Consider the following 18,319-nt stretch of genomic DNA (forward strand, 5'->3'; position numbering starts at 1 on the left):
GTCTGCCGTTCCTCAGGAACCGCACAGTGGACGCGTAGCATCTTTGTAGGACAAGCCCTCGGCCTATTAGTACCAGTCAGCTCCACACCTCGCAGTGCTTCCACTTCTGGCCTATCAACCCGATCATCTCTCGGGGGCCTTACCAGGTTGACCCTGTGGGAGACCTCATCTCGAAGCGAGCTTCCCGCTTAGATGCTTTCAGCGGTTATCCCTTCCGAACGTAGCCAACCAGCCATGCTCTTGGCAGAACAGCTGGCACACCAGAGGTTCGTCCGTCCCGGTCCTCTCGTACTAGGGACAGCCCTTCTCAAGACTCCTACGCGCGCGGCGGATAGGGACCGAACTGTCTCACGACGTTCTAAACCCAGCTCGCGTACCGCTTTAATGGGCGAACAGCCCAACCCTTGGGACCTACTCCAGCCCCAGGATGCGACGAGCCGACATCGAGGTGCCAAACCTTGCCGTCGATATGGACTCTTGGGCAAGATCAGCCTGTTATCCCCGGGGTACCTTTTATCCGTTGAGCGACGGCGCTTCCACAAGCCACCGCCGGATCACTAGTCCCTGCTTTCGCACCTGCTCGACCCGTCGGTCTCACAGTCAAGCTCCCTTGTGCACTTGCACTCGACACCTGATTGCCAACCAGGCTGAGGGAACCTTTGGGCGCCTCCGTTACTCTTTAGGAGGCAACCGCCCCAGTTAAACTACCCACCTGACACTGTCCCTGACCCGGATCACGGGCCTAGGTTAGACATCCAGCACGACCAGAGTGGTATTTCAACAATGACTCCACAACCACTGGCGTGGCTGCTTCACAGTCTCCCACCTATCCTACACAAGCCGGACCGAACACCAATATCAAGCTGCAGTAAAGGTCCCGGGGTCTTTCCGTCCTGCCGCGCGTAACGAGCATCTTTACTCGTAGTGCAATTTCGCCGAGTCTGTGGTTGAGACAGCAGGAAAGTCGTTACGCCATTCGTGCAGGTCGGAACTTACCCGACAAGGAATTTCGCTACCTTAGGATGGTTATAGTTACCACCGCCGTTTACTGGCGCTTAAGTTCTGAGCTTCGCCCCGAAGAGCTAACCCGTCCCCTTAACGTTCCAGCACCGGGCAGGCGTCACTCCGTATACATCGCCTTACGGCTTCGCACGGAGCTGTGTTTTTAGTAAACAGTCGCTTTCCCCTGGTCTCTGCGGCCCACACCAGCTCCAGAAGCATGTTCTCTCACCGGTGGTGGCCCCCCTTCTCCCGAAGTTACGGGGGCATTTTGCCGAGTTCCTTAACCACAGTTCACTCGATCGCCTCGGTATTCTCTACCTGACCACCTGTGTCGGTTTCGGGTACGGGCGGCCCTGGCACTCGCTAGAGGCTTTTCTCGACAGCATGGGATCATCCACTTCGCCACAATCGGCTCGGCATCACGTCTCAGACCTATGACATGCGGATTTGCCTACACGTCGTCCTACACGCTTACCCCGGGACAACCACCGCCCGGGATGGACTACCCTCCTGCGTCACCCCATCGCTTGCCTACTACCCCCCAAGATCCCAACCACTCCGATCCCCGAAAGGACCATCGCGGGAGGTTAGTACAGGAAGATTCAGCATTGGCGCACCAGCGCCGGTACGGGAATATCAACCCGTTATCCATCGACTACGCCTGTCGGCCTCGCCTTAGGCCCCGACTCACCCTGGGCGGACGAACCTGCCCCAGGAACCCTTGGTCATCCGGCGGACGGGATTCTCACCCGTCATTCGCTACTCATGCCTGCATTCTCACTCGCGTGGCATCCACGACTCGATCACTCGGCCGCTTCACACGCCACACGACGCTCCCCTACCCATCCACACACCTGAACCACCCCACAAGGAGGCAGCTAGGCTACACGTGCGAATGCCGCAGCTTCGGCGGTACGCTTGAGCCCCGCTACATTATCGGCGCGGAATCACTTGACCAGTGAGCTATTACGCACTCTTTAAAGGGTGGCTGCTTCTAAGCCAACCTCCTGGTTGTCTGTGCGACTCCACATCCTTTTCCACTTAGCGTACGCTTAGGGGCCTTAGCTGGCGATCTGGGCTGTATCCCTCTCGACTACGAACCTTATCGCCCGCAGTCTCACTGCCGCGCTTCACGTACCGGCATTCGGAGTTTGGCTGAGTTCAGTAAGCTTGTCGGCCCCCTAGCCCATCCAGTGCTCTACCTCCGGCACGAAACACACGACGCTGCACCTAAATGCATTTCGGGGAGAACCAGCTATCACCGGGTTTGATTGGCCTTTCACCCCTACCCACAGCTCATCCCCCAGTTTTTCAACACTGGTGGGTTCGGTCCTCCACACGGTCTTACCCGCGCTTCAACCTGGCCATGGGTAGATCACCCGGCTTCGGGTCTTAGACATGCGACTCAAACGCCCTATTCGGACTCGCTTTCGCTACGGCTACCCCACAACGGGTTAACCTCGCCACACACCGCAAACTCGCAGGCTCATTCTTCAAAAGGCACGCCGTCACCAGGCCCGAAGACCCAGCTCCGACGGATTGTAGGCACACGGTTTCAGGTACTATTTCACTCCCCTCCCGGGGTACTTTTCACCTTTCCCTCACGGTACTAGTCCGCTATCGGTCACCAGGGAGTATTTAGGCTTAGCGGGTGGTCCCGCCAGATTCACACCGAATTTCACGGGCTCGGTGCTACTTGGGAAAAATTCCGAGAGACAGACTGTTTTCGCCTACAGGGCTGTTACCTTCTGTGGCGGACCATTCGCAAGTCCTTCGACTAACAACCTGTTTTATCACTCTCTGGGAAAGCGGCAGCCTTCCCCGGAAAATCCCACGACCCCTATGCCGCAACGCCTGCCGGCTATCACACGACACAGGTTTAGCCTAGATCCGCTTTCGCTCACCACTACTCGCGGAATCACGGTTGTTTTCTCTTCCTGCGGGTAATGAGATGTTTCACTTCCCCGCGTTCCCTCCAACCACCCTATATATTCAGATGGTGGTGACAGGACTTAGCATCCTGCCGGGTTCCCCCATTCGGAAATCCTCGGATCACAGCTCGGTTGACAGCTCCCCGAGGCATATCGCAGCCTCCCACGTCCTTCATCGGCTCCTGGTGCCAAGGCATCCACCGTGCGCCCTTACTAACTTGGCCACAAAGATGCTCGCGTCCACTGTGCAGTTCTCAAAGAACGGACGACCCCAACCACCAAACCCAGACCCACCCCCACCGGGGCGGTATCACAGAGTGATCGGTCCGTACCGCAGCCAGCCCCCGAACCCTCTCTCACAGAGGGCCGGGGGCTCCATGGCCACCGAAGAAGCTTCCGCTCCCTCAGGACCCAACAGCGCACCACACGACACCACCCACCAGACGACCGGCCCGTTCCACCCCCACCCCCACGGCAAACCGCAGAAACAAGGAGTACTAGCCACCAGCCACCCAGAACAGGCAGCATCTCGAAGTCAGCATTCCACGCCAGTGAGCAACCGTCCGGCATGAACATCCGGAAACGGCATGCGCTCCTTAGAAAGGAGGTGATCCAGCCGCACCTTCCGGTACGGCTACCTTGTTACGACTTCGTCCTAATCGCCGGTCCCACCTTCGACGGCTCCCTCCACAAGGGTTGGGCCACCGGCTTCGGGTGTTACCGACTTTCATGACGTGACGGGCGGTGTGTACAAGGCCCGGGAACGTATTCACCGCAGCAATGCTGATCTGCGATTACTAGCGACTCCGACTTCACGGGGTCGAGTTGCAGACCCCGATCCGAACTGAGACCGGCTTTTTGGGATTCGCTCCACCTCGCGGTATCGCAGCCCATTGTACCGGCCATTGTAGCATGTGTGCAGCCCAGGACGTAAGGGGCATGATGACTTGACGTCATCCCCACCTTCCTCCGAGTTGACCCCGGCAGTCTCCTATGAGTCCCCGGCCGAACCGCTGGCAACATAGGACAAGGGTTGCGCTCGTTGCGGGACTTAACCCAACATCTCACGACACGAGCTGACGACAGCCATGCACCACCTGTGCGGGACCCCGAAGGACCCCCCATCTCTGGAGGATTTCCCCGCATGTCAAGCCCTGGTAAGGTTCTTCGCGTTGCATCGAATTAAGCCACATGCTCCGCCGCTTGTGCGGGCCCCCGTCAATTCCTTTGAGTTTTAGCCTTGCGGCCGTACTCCCCAGGCGGGGCGCTTAATGCGTTAGCTGCGGCACGGAGGCCGTGGAAGGTCCCCCACACCTAGCACCCAACGTTTACGGCGTGGACTACCAGGGTATCTAATCCTGTTCGCTCCCCACGCTTTCGCTCCTTAGCGTCAGTTCCGGCCCAGAGACCCGCCTTCGCCACCGGTGTTCCTCCTGATATCTGCGCATTTCACCGCTACACCAGGAATTCCAGTCTCCCCTACCGGACTCTAGCCTGCCCGTATCGACTGCAGGCCCGGGGTTGAGCCCCGGGTTTTCACAGCCGACGCGACAAGCCGCCTACGAGCTCTTTACGCCCAATAATTCCGGACAACGCTTGCACCCTACGTATTACCGCGGCTGCTGGCACGTAGTTGGCCGGTGCTTCTTCTGCAGGTACCGTCACTTTCGCTTCGTCCCTGCTGAAAGAGGTTTACAACCCGAAGGCCGTCATCCCTCACGCGGCGTCGCTGCGTCAGGCTTTCGCCCATTGCGCAATATTCCCCACTGCTGCCTCCCGTAGGAGTCTGGGCCGTGTCTCAGTCCCAGTGTGGCCGGTCGCCCTCTCAGGCCGGCTACCCGTCGTCGCCTTGGTAGGCCGTCACCCCACCAACAAGCTGATAGGCCGCGGGCCCATCCCAGACCGATAAATCTTTCCACACCACCAGATGCCCGAAGATGTGAATATTCGGCATTAGCCCCGGTTTCCCGGAGTTATTCCAAAGTCTGGGGCAGGTTGCCCACGTGTTACTCACCCGTTCGCCGCTGACCCGAAGGTCCGCTCGACTTGCATGTGTTAAGCACGCCGCCAGCGTTCGTCCTGAGCCAGGATCAAACTCTCCATCGATGCTTGAACTCCCCGATGGGAGATGCCCTGACATAAAAAACGAGATCGTAGAAAATCCCGCCATATGCCAAAGGAATTACAAAACCACCTGCAGACAACACCAACCCAAACCCCCCAAAAGGAGAGCCCAGACCAGCGCCACCCACAGACGGGGTTATATGGCACTGACTTCTATGGCACGCTGTTGAGTTCTCAAGGAGCGGACGCATGAACCGGCTGGACACTCTGTCGGAGTGCTTCACCGGCGCGTTCCGGTTGTTACCGGACTCACGCTACCACTTTGCCGGCCGAGGCCGGCGAGGCGTTTTCGACTTTACCGGAACCGGTTACCCGGGCCGCTGTGTCGATCGCACCTTACGGAGCTTCGCGAGAGGCTGTCAAATCCCGCCGCTGGCTGGATTTGGTGCCGCTCTCGCCGTGTCCGAGAACTTACCAGATGGCCTTTCGCGCTGGTCTTGCGACCCGCGGCGAGCCATTTCCGGATGTGTCCTCGAAGCGAGATCCCGTGTCGGTTCTCTCCGACTTGCGTCGGTGAACCGCCACCTGCTGGACCTGAAGAACCGTACCCCATCCCCTTTTCGCCGGTCTCATCGGGGCCCGATGTCACGGTGCGCCTGCGATGTCGCCAGCCCGGTTGGCCGGGACTGATCCCGGCCGGTGAGGCGAGACGTAACGTTACACCCAGGCAAACCCGGTATGACGGGCGGCTGCTGTGACGGTCCGCACCCGCCCCGGCCGGCGTGGCCCAGCCCCTGCTCCGGGTACCCGCGCCGACTGGTCCGGGGTACGACGGCCGTGCCGGACGCCGACCCACCGCGGGGCCCGGGACGTCGCGGCAGTGCCCTCTCCGGCGGGCGACGGGCGGTGGCCGGGCCCAGAGCCAGGCGGTGGCCGGACGACCGGGCACCGCGGACCCGCCACTCGGGCGGCTGCGGCGTTTCCCGGGTACCCAGGACGGATTGGCGTGAACCGGTCGCCTAGAGTCGGGCCTCCCGGGCTCGTGACCACCGCCGACGAGCGGACCGGCCGGCTCACGCCGTGACGGCGACCTGTCCGGCGCCGTCGACGGCCGCGGCCCGGCGCTACGAGCGGTCAACGCTGACCGGATGGCGACGAGCGAACGGACCAGGATTCCCGATGAGCGACGGCGTGACTTCCTACGTACGCACCAACCGGGCGCGCTGGAACGAGATCTCCGACGACTACCAGCGTTTCAACGCGCCGCGGATACGAGGCCAGGCATTCACCGGCGACGTGGCGTGGGGCCTGTGGGGACTACCCGAGTCGGAGCTGGACATCTTCGGCGAGGTGGCCGGTCTCGACATTCTGGAGATGGGCTGCGGCGGCAGCCAGTGGTCGACGGCGCTCGCTCGCCGCGGCGCGAACGCCGTGGGTCTGGACCTGTCCGAGCGCCAGCTGACCCACAGCCGTGAGCTGCAGCAGGAGACCGGGCTGACCTTCCCGCTCGTCCAGGCGAGCGCCGAGGAGGTCCCCTTCGCGGACCGGTCCTTTCACATCGTCTTCGCCGACCACGGAGCTTTCTCCTTTGCCGACCCGACCCGGGCGATTCCCGAGGCGGCGCGCATTCTGCGGCCGGGTGGGCTGCTGGCGTTCAGCCACATCAGCCCGCTCTACGAGATCACCGTCGCGCAGGGCGGGGACCACGCGAGCCGCGGCCTGGTGCGTGACTACTTCAATCTGCGCCTTTTCACCGACGCCGACGGCCTCGTCAGCGCGAACCTCCCGTACGGCGAGTGGATCCGGCTGTTCCGGTCCTGTGGCCTGCTCGTCGAGGACCTGCTGGAGACGCGGCCGAAGGCGGACCCGAGCCTGACCGGGCGTCAACGCGCCGACAACGAGTGGGCCCGCCGCTGGCCGTCGGAGTGCATCTGGCGGCTGCGCCGGTCCGCCTTCTGACCACCGGGGACCCAACGGCCCGCCGCCGGCTTCTACAGGCCGGCGCCGACTCAGGCGAAGACGATCGTCGTGTTGCTGTGCACGATGACCCGGTCCTCCAGATGCCAGCCGACGGCCCGGGCGAGCACCGCGCGCTCCACATGACGGCCGATCCGGCGTAGATCCGCGACCTGGTGGCGATGGTCCACCCGCTCGATGTCCTGCTCGATGATCGGCCCGGCGTCCAGGTCAGCGGTCACGTAGTGCGCCGTCGCGCCGATGAGCTTCACTCCGCGTCTGGCCGCGGCGCCGTACGGGTCGGCGCCGACGAAGGCCGGCAGGAAGCTGTGGTGGATGTTGATGACCCGGTCCGGGTACGCGGCGAGGAACCGGGGCGTGAGGATCTGCATGTACCGGGCGAGCACGACCAGGTCCACCTCGCCGTCGAGCAACGCCAGAGCCCGGGACTCGGCCTCGTCGCGGGTGGTCGACGTCACCGGCACGTGGTGGAACGGGATACCCCAGTCCGTCGCGGCCGAGCGCAGGTCGTCGTGGTTGGAGACGACCATCCGGACGTCCATCGCCAGCTCGCCCGCATGGGTGCGCCAGAGCAGCTCCTGCAACGCGTGGTCGGCCTTCGACACGAAGATCGCGACCCGGTGCCGGGCGGCCGGAGTGGTCACCCGCCAGCGCATCCCGCCCCCCATCGCGGGCTCGGCGGCGATGGTGGCGAGCCCGTCCTCGATCGCGGCCAGGCCGCTCACGAGCTCCTCCCGGTGGAACTCGATCCGCAGGAAGAAGGTGCCGCCGAACGGGTCGGTCGAGTACTGCTGCAGCTCCGTGATGTTCGCGCCGTGCCGGAAGAGCAGGCCCGAGATGGCCGCGACGATCCCCGGCCGGTCCGGGCAGGTGACGAGCACCCGTCCGACGTCCCGGTACCGCTCGGCATGCGCCGCCACCGCGGCCGCCGGGACCAGAACCCGAGCCGGCCCGCGCGTGCCATCACCGTCGGTCACCGGACGATGATGTCCCGGACCGGCCCGGCGGGCGAGCCCACCACGGGCCGGCGCGTCGAGCCGACAGGCGCCCACGTCGTCCAAGGTCGTCCCGCGACCGGGGGACGACGCCGGTGGGTCAGTGCCCGGGACGCGGCGCGACGAGTAGCGACTGCGCGCCGATCGCGACCGGGCCGGATCGGTCCGAGAGCACCGAGGTCGCCAGTCCGGCGCCACCGGGAGTGATCGTGGTGGTGGCGTCGAGGCAGATCCACTCGCCGGCCGGCTCGCGGTGGATGTGCACCGTCAGCTCCGGGTTGATGAAGTACGTCGACGCGAAGTCCGTCTCACTGGAGATCCCGTTGCCGTTGTCGGCCAGGGCGAGCAGCCGCTGCACCGGGCTGAGCTCCTCGCCGGCGACGAGCGGCACGCGCAGCCGGCCCCACAGCGCGGCCGGGCCGGGGACGGTCATCCGGCCCCGGCCGGCGGACCGCCACTCGATCGCGCTCGGGAAGCCGGGGATCACGCCGGCCGGCGGGATCCGCGCCGGACCCTCAGGGAACGGAGGCGGTGCCGGGTGGCGCGGCGGGACGGCGGCGCCGGTGGCACGCCGGACCCGCCAGGCGGTGCCCCGGGCGACGTCCCGGCCGCCGGCCGTGAGCACCGCCTCGACCAGCTCGACGCTGCGCCCCGGCCTGGTGACCTCGCAGCGCAGGGTCAGCTCGCCCACGGGGACCGGGCCGAGCAGCTCGGTGGTGAACCGGGCGATCACCATCTCCGGCCGCGGGGCGGTGTGCTCGACGGCGCGTACCAGCAGCGCGCTCGGCGGCCCGCCATGCTGGGCGCTCGGGTCCCAGGGGCCGGCGGTGTGGGCGGTCGCGAGCCACCGGCCCCCGCCGAGCTCGACGTAAAGGCTCTCGGCCTGGCCGACCGGCCCGTCGGCCACCCCGTCGGGACTGTCGGCCGGTCCGCCGGGACCCTCGACGGCCTGTTCCACCGTCCGCGCACTGCTTTCGCCCACAAGCCGACCGTACACAGGCCGTTCGGCCCATGGGTCGTGAGGCGAACAGGCCGAGGTCGCGGGATCGCTGGTAGCGGTTTCGGAACCGGCTACGCGGGTTAGCTGGTTCCTGAGGGGACAGCGACGCCCCCGGACCAGGAGGATTGGCCATGAGCACTGGCGGCGAGGCGCGGCGGATTGTCGCCGGGATCGACGGGTCTGCGGGGTCGGTGGAGGCGCTGCGCTGGGCGGCCCGGGAGGCAGAGCTGCGCGGCGCCGACCTGCTGGTGGTGCTGGCGTGGCAGGTGCCGGTCGGCAGCCCCTACGTGCCGACCGTGCCGCTGGACGCGCAGACCCTGGAGGACAGCGCCAAGCAGACGCTCGAGCACGCGCTCAGCGAGGTGTTCGGCGCGAAGCTGCCGGACGGGGTGAGCGCCGAGATCCGTCAGGGGCCGGCGTCGGCCGTGCTGATCGAGGCCGGCAAGGAGGCCGACCTGCTGATCGTCGGCTCACGTGGGCACGGCGGTCTCGTCGGGGCGCTGCTGGGCTCGGTCAGCACGGCGATCGTGCACCACGCGCACTGCCCGGTGCTCGTCGTCCGCGAGCCACCCCGCGAGGGGTGATCGGTTCCGGGCCGGCCTTCCAGCGGCTGTGCCGGCCCGGCATACCCCTGGTGACCTGCGCCGTTTCGCGCCGCGGCAGCTGTGCGGCGGCGCTACCGCTCCGCTACGCCCGCCACGGTCCGGACAATCGCTGTCCCATCGCGTGGTTGGCCGATTACGGTTGCACCGTCCAGAACCGGAGATCGGCCGCGGGGTGATGGCGCATGACGTCGAACGAACAGGCCGGGCAGGGCCCGAGCACGCCGGCCGGGCCGGCGGTCGGCATCGACTTCGGCACGACGAACTCGGCCGTCGGCATCTTCCAGGACGGCCGGGTCCGGCTGGTCCCGAACGCCGAGGGCACGCTGGCCACCCCCAGCGTGGTCGCCTTCACGGCGGACGGGCCGCCCCTGATCGGCGCCGCCGCGGTGCGCCAGGCTGTCACCAACCCCGAGCACACGATCCGGTCCGTGAAGCTCAGGCTGGGCACCGACTGGTCCCACGAGCACGACGGCACCCGCTACTCGGCCGAGGAGATCGCGGCGCTGCTCCTGAAGCGGCTGCACGCGGACGTGCAGGAATACACCGGAAGCGCGATCGGCAGCGCCGTCCTGACGGTTCCGGCCTACTTCAGCCACGTGCAGCGCCGCGCGCTGGAAGAGGCCGCGCGGATGGCCGGCATCGAGGTGGCCCTGATCGTCAGCGAGCCGACCGCCACCGCCATCGCCCACGGCCTGCACCGGGCCCAGGAGGAACGCAGCCTGGTCTTCGACCTCGGCGGCGGCACGTTCGACGTCTCCCTGGTGGAGATCGGCGCCGGCGTGTGCGAGGTGAAGGCCACCGCGGGCGACAACCACCTCGGCGGCGACAACTGGGACCAGGCCCTCGTCGACCATCTCGTCGAGCGGATCCGGGACGACCACGGCGTGGACGTGAGCGGCGACCCGAAGGCGCTCGCCCGGCTGCGGGAGGCGGCCGAGACGGCCAGGATCGACCTGTCGGCCGCGACGACGGCGCACGTCTTCCTGCCCTACCTGGCCGGTGCCGGCGGCGACGCCGTGCACCTGGATCTGACGCTCGGCCGGGACGAGCTCGAGACGATCACCCAGTCGATCCTGGAGCGCTGCCGTGATCCGTTCGAGCGGGTCTTACGCGACGGCGCGATGCGGACCATCGAGATCGACCACGTGATCCTGGTGGGCGGCGCGGCCCGGATGCCGGCGGTCGGCGCCTTCGTCCAGAAACTCGCCGGGCAGCCGCCGCACCGGACCATCTCCGAAGGCGTGGTGACCGGCGCGGCCCTGCAGGCCGCCGGCCTCGTCGGACAGGTCAAGAACCTGCGGCTCCACGACGTCATCCCGGCCTCGGTCGGCGTCGAGCAGGTGGGCGGGCTCTACCTGCCGATCATCGTGCGCAACACCACCATCCCCACCCGTCGCCGCCAGATCCTGACGACGACCGTCGACAACCAGCGCTCCGTGACCGTGCTGGTCGTGGAGTCCGAGGAGGACCGGGCCGGCCGCGACGACGCCCTCGCGCTCGCCCGCCTCGACGTGACCGGCCTGGCGCCCGCACCCGCCTTCGCGCACCGGATCGACGTCCTGTTCGACGTCGACGCCGGCGGCACCCTGCGGGTCACCGCGACCGACCTGGGCACGGGGCGGACCGAGACCAGGGTCATCGACCGGGACAGCGCACGTGAGGCCGGCCGCGCACGCCGGCCGGCCGCGATCGACGGCCGCGACCTGGACGACCTCCCGATCGTCACCAGCAACGTCTCCTACCCGCTGGGCATCGAGATCTCCGGCGGCCGGTTCCACGAGATCATCACCGCGAACCAGTCCGTCCCGGTCCGCGAGTCGGTCCTCGTGACGAACGCCTCGACCGACCAGCGGGCGATCACCGTGCACGTCGTGGAGAACGGCGGCCGGTTCGTGCCCGGCGGCACCTTCCGGCGGGTCCGGCGCTTCGAGCTGACCGGCCTCGCGGCGACGGACCCCCGGACGGCCCGCGTCGAGATCGTCCTCGCCGTCGACCGGCGCCGCCAGCTCACCATCCACGCCCGCGACCTCGCCTCCGGCAGCGACCACACCGAACGCGTCGACCTCGCCCAGACCTTCCAGGACCCGGTCAGCCTCACCGGCTCAGCCCCCGGCCTCCCACTGGTCTTCTAGAGCCGCCGCCGGCGGGGACCGCCGTTCAGGCGTCCCATGATCGCCGTTTTGGCCCTCCCACGGTCGCAAATCCGCGGCGATTACAGCCACGCGAGGGCGAAAACAGCGATCTTGCCAGCCGCGGCGCGGGGCGGGGCGGGCCCAGCCTGGTCAGATGCCGCGCTGGGCGACCGGCAGCGGGGGCAATGGGAGCGGGAGGGCGGGCAGGCCGTCGATGCTCTCGCCGTTGAAGTCCTTGCGCGCGCAGTAGGCGGCGAACTCGTCGTCGCTCTTGCGGCCGAAGTACTCGGCGTGGGTCGAGCGGTCGCCGGCGTATTCCAGGTTCGGCACCTTGTACCCGCAGCTGTCGCTGACCTGCTCCGCGGCCACCACCACGACGGCCCGCACGCTCGGCTGACCGGGATTCGGGAACCGGGCCAGCAGTTCGGGGAACCGCGGGTCGTCCCGGAACACCGGCTCGCCGTGCCCGTGCACCCGCACGATCTTCGGTGGCCCGGAGAACGCGCACAACATCAGGGTGATCCGGCCGTTCTCCCGCAGGTGCGCGATCGTCTCCGCGTGGCTGCCACCGAGATCGAGATAGGCCACCGTGTGCTCGTCGAACACGGCGAACGTGTCCGCCCCGCCCTTGGGCGACAGGTTCACCCGCCCGTCGCCGCTCAGCGGCGCGGTCGCCACGAAGAACACCGGCTGCGCCTCGACGAACGCCCGCAGCCGCCCGTCGATCCCGTCATAGACCTTGCCCATGCCCCGAGTGTCCGCCGACCGGGGCGGCCGGTCACTCGGGTTTGCGCCACAGGAGCCTCGGCGCGGGACCTCCCGGCCCCGGGCGGCGCGGTGTCGGCTACGCGATGTTCGTCGGGGATCGTTTGGGGGGAAAGAGATCCTGGCGGACCGAAGTCCGTCGGGAACGCGTGGCCCGAGCGCTGACTGTCGGGTGGAGCAGGAAGGGATTCGAGCGTGGATCACAGCTTGGGCACCGTGGCACTGGTGATCCTCATCGGGCTCGGTCTTGTCGTGCTCGCGATGGTCGTCAGCGGCGCGTTCGTGCTGGTGAAGTACCGGGTGCCGCTGCGCGGAGTCGTCGCGGCGGTGGGCGCCCTCGCCTATCTGGTCTCCCCCGTCGACGCCATCCCCGAGATCATCTTCGGGCCGTTCGGCTACATCGACGACGGCGGCGTCCTGGTGGCCGTCGCCTTCTACATCTCCAAGCTGGTCGCGGCCCGCCGCGCGGCCGTCTCGGGGCATCCGGGGATCGAGGCGTCGCCCAGCCGCCGCCGGCGCCGCGGCTAGGCCGTTCTCCCGGGTCGGCCGAGGGACTCAGCGGCCGGGTCCGCCTCTGCGGCTGGCGAGGCTGGCGAGGTAGGCGTTGTACTGGTCGAACTCGTCGTCGTCGCCGCTGTCCATCCGGGCGTCCTTCGCGCGGGCCCGCCGTTCGTCGGTGCGGGCCCACTGGAAGACCAGCACGGCGATGACGGCGACGCCGGGCAGCTCGCCGAAGCTCCACGCCATGCCGCCGCCGAGGTGCTGGTCGGTCAGCGGTGAGGCTCCCCAGCTCCGGGTCAGCAGCGAGTAGTACGAGCTGCCGATCACGCTGCCGGACATCATCAGGATGATCCCGAAGAACGTGTGCACGGCCGACGCCGTGAACAGCAGGATGATCCGGGCCGGGTGGCTCGGCCGCTTCGGGCCCGGGTCGACGCCGATCAGGACCCAGAAGAACAGGTAGCCGACGACCAGGAAGTGGACCATCATCGCCAGGTGCGCGAGGTGGTTGCGCAGCACCCAGCCGAACAGCGGCGTCAGGTACAGCACGTAGAGCGACACCGAGTACAGCGCCCAGGCGACCAGCGGGTTGCCGATGAACGCCAGCCAGCGGCTGTTCACCATCCGCAGCAGCCAGGCCCTGGCGCTGCGGGTCGTCCCGGTCACGCCGGTCGGCAGCGCGCGCAGCGCCAGCGTCACGGGCGCGCCCAGGTTCAGCAGGATCGGCGCGAGCATCATCAACAGCAGGTGCTGGACCATGTGGACGCTGAACAGCACCCGGCCGTAGCGGCCCAGGCCGCTGCTCGTCGCGAACGCGATGACGGCCATCCCGCACACCCAGCTCACCGTCCGGCCGATCGGCCAGGGCGCGCCCGCGCGGCGCTGCCGGACCGCGCCGACGAGGTAGAACCAGGTACCGAGCGCGACGATCGTGCCGAAGAGCAGGTCGGGCCTGGCCTCCGTGAAGATCCGGGCGATGCTGATCGCCGGTGGCATCGGGTAGCCGAGGATCGCGACGACCGGGTTGTCCGAGGTGGCGCCGTCGGCGGCGGCCGGCGTCGGCGTGCGAGACAGGCCCGCGCCGAGCGCGATCGCGACCCCCATCAGGGTGACCTCGGCGGCGCCGAGGCGCAGGAAGGGCCGGCGCGCGTCGACCAGGGTGGCCCGATCCACCAGGGCGACCATGTCCCCCGGCGCGGCCGCGTTCCCGGGAGCAGCCGCGTTCCCGGGAGCAGCCGCGTTCCCGGGGGCGGTTCGGCTCGCCGGTGCGGCGGTTCCGGCGGCGAGCCGGCGGATCGTGAACTGGCGGTGGGCGGCGCCGCAGCCCGCGAGCAGCACCAGCGCGACCGTCTTCGCGATCACCAGGTTGCCGTACCGGCTGTCGAACAGGGCGTCGAACGCGACGACCCGCACGTAGGCGTTGACGAGGCCGCTGATCGTGACGACGACCAGGCACAGCCCCGCGATCGCGCTGTACCGGCGGACGGCGGTCAGCAGCTCGGGCCCGGCGAGGGAACGACCGCCGAGCAGCAACGCGGCGAGCCCGCCGACCCAGGCGGACACCGACAGGACGTGCAGGCCGCCGCTGACCGTCGCGAGGTCGTGGCCGCCGGAACCGTGCGCGTGCCCGGTCATCGCGACCGGCAGCAGCGCGAACAGCGCGATCGCCGTCAGCCACGCACAGGTGTCGAGCCTGCGGGCCACCCCGGCGCCGACGGCGATCGCGAACGCGATCGCGGCGACGATGAGCAGCGCCCGCGGCTGCGGCACCGCGTCGATCACGTTGCCGACGTCGTGGGCCGTGAGGGCCGCCGGCAACGGCTTGCCGATCAGGTCGGACACGGTGAAGGCGAACTGGGCCAGCGACGCGACGCACCAGACCCAGGCGGTGACGGACGCCCAGCGCAGCATCCGCCGGCCCGCCGCGCCCGGCTTGCCGCCGGCCGCGGGGAACAGGAACGCGGCGGCCAGCAGCGCGCCGACGGTGCCGACCCCGGCCGCGTCGCACAGCAGCCGGCTGACCGGCAGCCCCCACCCGGTGACCAGCCCCGGATCGGCCCCGGCCAGGTCCGCCGGCAGCCGCTTCGGCGCCGCGCCACCGAACTCCAGGACGATGATCAGAGTCGCCAGCATCGCGACGCCGCCCGCGACCACTCCGGCGACGACGGGCCACCGCCCATCGGAACCGCCGCCCGGCAGGCCCGACGCGGTGCCCTCCTGCCGCGTGGCCTGGTCCGGCACGTCCGGCGCGCCGGTGGTCGGCACCGACCCGGCCGTCGGCGGGACGACCGTCGCCGCGCCGGGCCGCACGCCGTCGACCGGCGTGGACACGACGGTCGACGCGTGGTCAGGCTCCATCGGTGCCCCCCTGCCCGCGGCGGGCCCGAAGGGCGATCACCGCACCGCTGACGACGACGAGCGCGCCGACGCCGACGGCGATACCCACCGCCAGGCCGGCGGACGACCCGCCCTTGTCCTGCGACGTCGCCCCTGTGCCGGGCAACGTGGTCCCGGGCAACGCGGCCCCGCCACTGGCCGGGGCGCCGGGCGCGGGCGGTGTGGCCGCCGCGGCCGTAGGCGACGAACCGGACCCTACGTCACCGGTCGCGGTGAACGTGACCTGCCCTGACACCGGGTGGCCGTCCGCGGAGACGATCCGGTAGGACAGGCGGTAGACCCCGGCGGGACGGTGCTCCGCGAGCCGCTGGGTGACGATCGCCCCGTCCAGGACGGCGTCCCCGACGCCCGCGTTGCTCCCACCCGGCCCCTCGACGGCCACGGCGCCCAGGCCGAGCAGGTGCTGCGCGAACGTCAGCCGGATCTGGTCGGGCGCGGTCGGGACGGTCGAGCCGTCCGCCGGACTGCTCGACAGGAGCCGGGTGTGCGCGGACGCGGGCGCAGCGGCGGCGACCAGCGCGACCAGCGCCAGGCCGAGGCCGGCCAGCCCGGCCCCGACCCGCCGGCCCAGGGCGAGGCCGGGCCGGCTGCCGTCTTTCGGTGCACGCATCGCGCGTCTCCCACCCGCCGCCAGGCACCCCCGGCGCGCGGCGGTCGGGCCGCGACGCCGCCGGTCACGCCCGGGCTCTGCTTCTCCGTGACATGGCTTCTACGTCACGTCGAAGATACTCGGACGGCGAGCCTCGCCCGACGGCCTGGCCGGCCCCGCCCGGCTCCGGTCAGCTCGGGCCGGTGGCGACCGGGCGGGTCGGGTCGGCGGACCACTCGGACCAGGAGCCCGGATAGAGGGCGGCGTCGATACCCGCCACGGCGAGGGCCGCGATCTCGTGGGCGGCGGTGACCCCGGAGCCGCAGTAGACGCCGACGACGCCGGTGCCCTCGCCCACGCCGAGGGCGGCGAAGCGTGCGCGCAGCACCCGCGGTGGCAGGAACCGGCCAGCCTCGTCGAGGTTGGCCGCGGTCGGTGCGCCGCGGGCGCCGGGGATGTGGCCGGCCTTCGGGTCGACCGGCTCGACCTCGCCGCGATAGCGCTCGCCGGCCCGGGCGTCGAGCAGCGTTCCCTCGACGGCGAGCTGGGCGGCCCCGTCGGCGTCGATCGTCGGCAGCGCGCCGCCGCGCAGGGTCACGTCGCCCGCGGGCGGGACGACGTCGCCACGTTCCAGCGGGAATCCGGCCGAGCGCCAGGCGGCCAGCGCGCCGTCGAGCAGCCGCACCTGGGTGACGCCGGCCCAGCGCAGCAGCCACCACGCCCGGGCGGCCGACTGGCCGCCGTTGTCGTCATAGACGACGACCCGGCGCCCGGCTGTCAGCCCCCACCGGCGGGCGGCGGCGGTCAGCGTGACGAGGTCCGGCAAGGGATGGCGACCGCCGGGAACGGCCGCCGGGGCCGCGAGCTCGGTCTCCAGGTCGACGTAGACGGCGCCGGGGAGGTGGCCGCCGAGGTAGTGGTCGCGGCCGTGCGGGTCGCCGAGCGCCCAGCGGACGTCGAGCAGCAGCGGCGGCCCGGCGGCGGAGAGCTCGTCGCGCAGCGCCGCCGCGCCGACGAGTACCTCACTGGCGCGCGCCGGGTCGCCGCCGCCACCTGCCCCGTCGTCGTCCACCCACTCGTCGCCGGTCCCGCCCGCCCTCGTCACGTTCGGGCTGGTCACATCGGGAGCCCGGTCGGCCGAGGCGGAGGGAACGGGTACGGGTACGGGTACGGGTACGGAGGGGACGGGACGGCCGGCGGCGGTGAGCAGGGCGGCCAGGTCGGCCGGGCCCAGACCGGCGGGGACGCCGCCCCGGCGGGCCGCGCCGGCGATCCACCGGGCGACCGCCGTGTTCACCGGGGCGGCCAGCCCGTGCAGGCGGGCGAGCAGCACGATCTCGCCGTTGAGGTAGTCGGACTCGACCGAGCCGCCGCGGGCCAGGCTCTGCCAGGTCGAGCTGCCCAGCCGGTCGTGGCCCGGGACGTCCTCGATCTTCCAGGCGGTCAGGTCGAGGCCGGGCGCGGCGATCGGCTCGGCGGCCTCGAGGCCGGCCGCGGCGAGCACGGCCCGGGCCTCCTCGACGGCGGCGGTCGCCACCGCGTCCCGCAGCGGGCCGGGCGAGGCCGCGGCGTCGAGGTTGTACGCGAGGTTGCCGAGCAGCTTGCCGGCCTTGTACCGGGCGATGTCGTCGACCACGGTGGTCGCGAACGATGCCCGGGCCAGGTCGGCGGCGATCTGGGCCGCGGCGAGGTCGACCGAGTCCGGCCCGGTGGGCTCGGCCGGTGGAACGGCGGACACGGGAGCGGCGGCGCGGCGGTCGGCGCGGCCGAGGACGAGCCCGCCGACCAGCGGCGCACCGCTCGCGACGACCTCCCCGGGCCGCAGGTGCGACGCCGGGAGGACGACCGCGCAGTCGACCACGGCCGCGAACCGCCGCAGGGCCGACCGGGCGCTGTCGATCCCGTTCTGCAGCAGCACGATGGGCAGCGCCTCGGCGGCGGCAGCCGGCGTGCCCGGTGTCGCGCCGGGTCCGGGCCGGGCGCCGGCGACGGGCCGCCACGCCCAGTCGGCGACGACGGCCTCGGTGTCCTGGGCCTTCGTCGCGAGGACCAGCACGTCGCCGGCGCGCAGGTCGAGCTCCTCGGGGCCGGCCACGGCCTCCAGCGGCACCTGGCGCGTCCCGTCCGGCCGCAGGTAGCGCAGCCCGCCGGCCCGCAGCGCGGCCAGGTTCGCGCCCCGGGCCACCACCACGACCGGCAGCCCGACCTCGACGAGCTGGGCCGCCACGGTCGCGCCCACCGCGCCAGCGCCGATGATCACATACCTGGAGCCCACCGCTGGTCCCCTCCCGTCATCGCCGGCCAACTCCGCAGGGAACACCCGCGACGCGCCGGTCATTCGCCCGACCGGCCGGTTTGGGC

At 69.6% G+C, this 18,319-nt stretch carries 10 protein-coding genes and 2 rRNA genes; 4 read left to right on the forward strand and 8 right to left on the reverse strand.

The features are described from left to right. Window positions 1-46 precede the first annotated feature (46 nt). Together FRAEUI1C_RS23435 and FRAEUI1C_RS23440 are read right to left on the reverse strand one after the other, a co-directional pair. Window positions 47-3,157: ribosomal RNA gene (locus FRAEUI1C_RS23435) — 23S ribosomal RNA — on the reverse strand. Between the two features lie 376 nt (window positions 3,158-3,533). Next, window positions 3,534-5,039, reverse strand: a 16S ribosomal RNA gene (locus tag FRAEUI1C_RS23440). Together the 16S and 23S rRNA genes form the textbook arrangement of a ribosomal RNA operon. Before the next feature lie 1,137 nt (window positions 5,040-6,176). On the opposite strand from FRAEUI1C_RS23440, the gene FRAEUI1C_RS23445 reads away from it, so the two are divergent. After that, the gene (locus FRAEUI1C_RS23445) at window positions 6,177-6,956 is read left to right on the forward strand and encodes a class I SAM-dependent methyltransferase (protein WP_013425835.1); all 780 of its coding nucleotides are present in this window, start codon (window positions 6,177-6,179) and stop codon (window positions 6,954-6,956) included. Window positions 6,957-7,006: 50 nt separating this feature from the next. On the opposite strand, the gene purU is transcribed toward FRAEUI1C_RS23445, so the two are convergent. Next, window positions 7,007-7,951: a formyltetrahydrofolate deformylase gene (gene purU / locus FRAEUI1C_RS23450; RefSeq protein WP_232425098.1), complete on the reverse strand. Its 945-nt coding sequence runs from the start codon at window positions 7,949-7,951 to the stop codon at window positions 7,007-7,009. Window positions 7,952-8,069: 118 nt separating this feature from the next. Beyond that, on the reverse strand, window positions 8,070-8,951 hold the full coding sequence (locus FRAEUI1C_RS23455; RefSeq protein ID WP_232425099.1) for a thioesterase family protein: 882 nt from the start codon (window positions 8,949-8,951) through the stop codon (window positions 8,070-8,072). A gap of 149 nt (window positions 8,952-9,100) precedes the next feature. Here FRAEUI1C_RS23455 and FRAEUI1C_RS23460 point away from each other — a divergent pair, with 149 nt between their 5' ends. Further along, the gene (locus FRAEUI1C_RS23460) at window positions 9,101-9,553 is read left to right on the forward strand and encodes a universal stress protein (RefSeq protein ID WP_013425838.1); all 453 of its coding nucleotides are present in this window, start codon (window positions 9,101-9,103) and stop codon (window positions 9,551-9,553) included. A gap of 203 nt (window positions 9,554-9,756) precedes the next feature. Beyond that, on the forward strand, window positions 9,757-11,706 hold the full coding sequence (locus tag FRAEUI1C_RS23465) for an Hsp70 family protein (RefSeq protein ID WP_013425839.1): 1,950 nt from the start codon (window positions 9,757-9,759) through the stop codon (window positions 11,704-11,706). A 150-nt stretch (window positions 11,707-11,856) separates the two neighbouring features. On the opposite strand, the gene FRAEUI1C_RS23470 is transcribed toward FRAEUI1C_RS23465, so the two are convergent. After that, window positions 11,857-12,453: a pyridoxamine 5'-phosphate oxidase family protein gene (locus tag FRAEUI1C_RS23470; protein ID WP_013425840.1), complete on the reverse strand. Its 597-nt coding sequence runs from the start codon at window positions 12,451-12,453 to the stop codon at window positions 11,857-11,859. A gap of 213 nt (window positions 12,454-12,666) precedes the next feature. Between FRAEUI1C_RS23470 and FRAEUI1C_RS23475 the strand changes: the two genes are divergently transcribed. Beyond that, window positions 12,667-12,999, forward strand: coding sequence for a YkvA family protein (locus FRAEUI1C_RS23475; RefSeq protein ID WP_013425841.1), 333 nt, complete (start codon window positions 12,667-12,669; stop codon window positions 12,997-12,999). 27 nt (window positions 13,000-13,026) lie between these two features. Here the strand turns inward: FRAEUI1C_RS23475 and FRAEUI1C_RS41265 are convergent, their stop codons facing one another. The 3 genes from FRAEUI1C_RS41265 to FRAEUI1C_RS23490 form a co-directional block, all read right to left on the reverse strand. Then, window positions 13,027-15,330: a bifunctional copper resistance protein CopD/cytochrome c oxidase assembly protein gene (locus FRAEUI1C_RS41265; protein WP_013425842.1), complete on the reverse strand. Its 2,304-nt coding sequence runs from the start codon at window positions 15,328-15,330 to the stop codon at window positions 13,027-13,029. Next, window positions 15,320-15,979 carry a copper resistance CopC family protein gene (locus tag FRAEUI1C_RS36610; RefSeq protein ID WP_013425843.1) on the reverse strand — a complete coding sequence of 220 codons (660 nt, stop codon included), beginning with the start codon at window positions 15,977-15,979 and terminating at the stop codon, window positions 15,320-15,322. Before FRAEUI1C_RS36610 ends, FRAEUI1C_RS41265 begins: the two co-directional genes overlap by 11 nt. Before the next feature lie 169 nt (window positions 15,980-16,148). Then, on the reverse strand, window positions 16,149-18,233 hold the full coding sequence (locus FRAEUI1C_RS23490) for a rhodanese-like domain-containing protein (RefSeq protein ID WP_013425844.1): 2,085 nt from the start codon (window positions 18,231-18,233) through the stop codon (window positions 16,149-16,151). Window positions 18,234-18,319 lie beyond the last annotated feature (86 nt).

The organism is Pseudofrankia inefficax (genome assembly GCF_000166135.1).
Taxonomy (GTDB): Bacteria; Actinomycetota; Actinomycetes; order Frankiales; family Frankiaceae; genus Pseudofrankia; species Pseudofrankia inefficax.